Annotated in this window: 4 protein-coding genes; 2 read left to right on the top strand and 2 right to left on the bottom strand. The window is 61.7% G+C overall.

Annotated elements, in window-relative coordinates; translation table 11 throughout:
- Together A3764_RS13150 and A3764_RS13145 are read left to right on the top strand one after the other, a co-directional pair.
- Positions 1–489, top strand: a 489-nt coding sequence (locus A3764_RS13150; RefSeq protein WP_150122174.1) for a multicopper oxidase domain-containing protein, incomplete at its 5' end; no start/stop codon positions are given.
- Positions 490–536: 47 nt separating this feature from the next.
- Positions 537–977, top strand: coding sequence for a methyltransferase family protein (locus tag A3764_RS13145; RefSeq protein WP_082850937.1), 441 nt, complete (start codon positions 537–539; stop codon positions 975–977).
- Between the two features lie 61 nt (positions 978–1,038).
- Here A3764_RS13145 and A3764_RS13140 read toward each other — a convergent pair whose 3' ends face one another.
- Both A3764_RS13140 and A3764_RS13135 read right to left on the bottom strand, forming a co-directional pair.
- Positions 1,039–1,893 carry an ABC transporter permease gene (locus tag A3764_RS13140; RefSeq protein WP_067925089.1) on the bottom strand — a complete coding sequence of 285 codons (855 nt, stop codon included), beginning with the start codon at positions 1,891–1,893 and terminating at the stop codon, positions 1,039–1,041.
- The coding region (locus A3764_RS13135; protein WP_067951653.1) for an ABC transporter permease at positions 1,890–2,487 on the bottom strand (598 nt) is incomplete at its 5' end. The genes A3764_RS13140 and A3764_RS13135, both read right to left, overlap by 4 nt.

Genomic DNA, 2,487 nt, shown 5'->3' with positions numbered 1-2,487 from the left:
GGCGATGCCACCGCGCGTGGACCGGCGCGCCTGCCTGCCTCCCTCCCCGCGGAACTGCCCGACCTTGGCGCACCGGCGCGGACACGGGAGTTCATGCTCAACATGCATGCGGGATCCATGATGGGCAGCATGTTCAACAACCTGATCGGGCGCGACAGCCAGATCATGGGCATCAACGGAAAATCCTTCGACATGGGGCGCATCGACTTTGACGTACCCATGGGCGAGACCGAGCTGTGGCGCATAAACGCGGATATGATGGTCCATCCGTTCCACGTTCACGGCACCTCGTTTCAGGTTCTGATGATGGGCGGACGCGCCGTCGATCCGGCGCGGATCGGCCTCAAGGACGTGGTGCATATCGAAGGCCCGACCGAGATCCTCGTTCGTTTCGACAAGCGTGCCGACAAAGAGACGCCCTTCATGTATCACTGCCACATCCTCGAACATGAGGATGCGGGCATGATGGGGCAATTCACCGTCGGATAGGAAATGCGATGAAGACGTTCCACGGCGCAGAGTGAAAGGAGCCAAGCTTGAAACCGACGCTCAATTATCCGCCCGTCTGGCTGGTAGGCTTCATGGCCCTCGCCTGGCTGATCGCCCGGTTCCACGCCCCTTGGGGCGGGGAATTCGTGGTGTTCGGATATATGCTGATGGGCCTTGGCATGGCGATCATGGTCTGGGCGGCAACGGCCTTCCGAAAGGCCCGCACGACGATCGTTCCGCACCAGCCGCCTACCGCCCTCGTCCGCACAGGGCCCTACCGTTTTTCACGCAACCCCATCTATCTGGCGGATATGGTGGTTCTGGCCGGGTGGTGCCTTGTCCTGGGCTCGCCTTGGGCGCTCCTATTACTGGTGCCCTTCTATTTCGTTCTCCTCCGTCTCTTCATCCTGCCCGAAGAAGCGCGACTGACCGCGCATCTCGGCAAACCGTATCTCGGCTATCAGGACGAGGTGAGGCGCTGGATTTGAACGGGACTTGCTGAGAGGCCCCGGGGAAAGGCATGGTTCACAGCCTTCGATGTCGAACGCCCTACTCCCGCCGTTTCTGCAACAGCAGGCTCGCCAGCCCCAGCACGGCGGAGGCCACCATAAGCAACAGCGAAACCGCGTTCAGCACCGGGGTAGAGCCGAGCTTCAGCCGGTCGAACATGGTGATGGTCAGCGGCGCGTCGGACCCCACCAGCATCAGAGTGGTATTGAAGTTCTCGAATGACATCAGCACCGCGACAACGCCCGCCGCCGCCATCGCCGGGTAGAGAAAGGGCAGCGTTACCGCGCGGACGGCACCCCATGGCGTCGCCCCCAGATTCAAGGCCGCCTCTTCCAGGCTGGGGTCGAATTTCTGCAACCGGGCGGAAATGACCAGCGTGGCAAACGTGGTGATGAACGAAAACTGGCCCAGCACCACGAGGATCAGACCGGGCCGCAGCCCGTCGAACCAGAGGCCGGTCGCGTCCTCCAGCGTGTTGGCGACGGTGGATGAAAACACGAGGATCGAGATGCCGAGGATGATCCCGGGAATGATCAGCGGCAGCAGCATCAGGATATAGAGCAACCCCTTCCCGCGGAATTCATAGCGGACGAAGAGAAACGCGTTGGTGGTGCCGACGATGACCGAAAGGACCGACACCCAGAACGCCACGATGGCGCTCGTCACGATGGAGCGCAGGATCGGGCGTTCGTGGAACACGCCGATATAGGGGGCCTCCGTTCCGAAGAACCATGCCCAGGTGAACCCCTCCCACGGGAGCGACGGAAAGACGCTGTCGTTGAAGGCAAAGACGCAGACGGTGATCAGCGGCAGTGCGAGGTAGATGAAAAACAGGGTCACATAGGCCCGGTAGGTCCAGCGAAACGCGCCGCTTTGCGGGATGCCGACGATCATGTCTGCGCCATCGTCTTGCCCAGCGACTGCCCGGACAGCTTGAGCCCCAGAAACACGATCAGCGAGGACAGGCCCAGCAGCAGGAACCCGAAGGCGGAGCCCAGCTCCCAGTTGAAGCGGGTGATGAACTGGTCATAGATCAGCCCGGTGAACCACAGACTGTCCTTGCCGCCCAGCAGGATCGGGGTCAGGTAATTGCCGAGGCTCAGCATGAAGACCACGATACAGCCCGACACAATGCCCGGCATGGCGTGGGGAATGACGATTTCGCGCAGGATGGCAAAGCCGCTGGCCCCCAGATCATAGCCCGCTTCGATCAGGCTGTCGTCCAGACTGTCCAGCGTGGTGACGAGCGGCACCACCATGAACAGCATCGAGGTATAGACAAGCCCCGTCATGATCGCGGCATCGTTGTAGAGCATTTCGACCGGGCCGCCGACCAGCCCGAGATATTGCAGCAGGCCCGAGAAAATGCCCGTTTCCCGCAGCAGGATCATCCAGCCGAAGGTGCGGACCAGTTCGCTCACCCAGAAGGGGATGAGGCACATCAGGAACAGCGTCGTCTTCGTGCGCCCGCGGGTCAGCTTGGCGATG

Origin of the sequence: Sulfitobacter sp. HI0129, assembly GCF_001635395.1 — a bacterium.
Taxonomy (GTDB): Bacteria; Pseudomonadota; Alphaproteobacteria; order Rhodobacterales; family Rhodobacteraceae; genus Sulfitobacter.
This window is presented reverse-complemented; position numbering and strand designations above follow the sequence as displayed.

Excerpts from the sequence above, each read along its gene's own strand:
- A3764_RS13140 (WP_067925089.1), bottom strand. The coding sequence starts at position 1,893 with ATGATCGTCGGCATCCCGCAAAGCGGCGCGTTTCGCTGGACCTACCGG.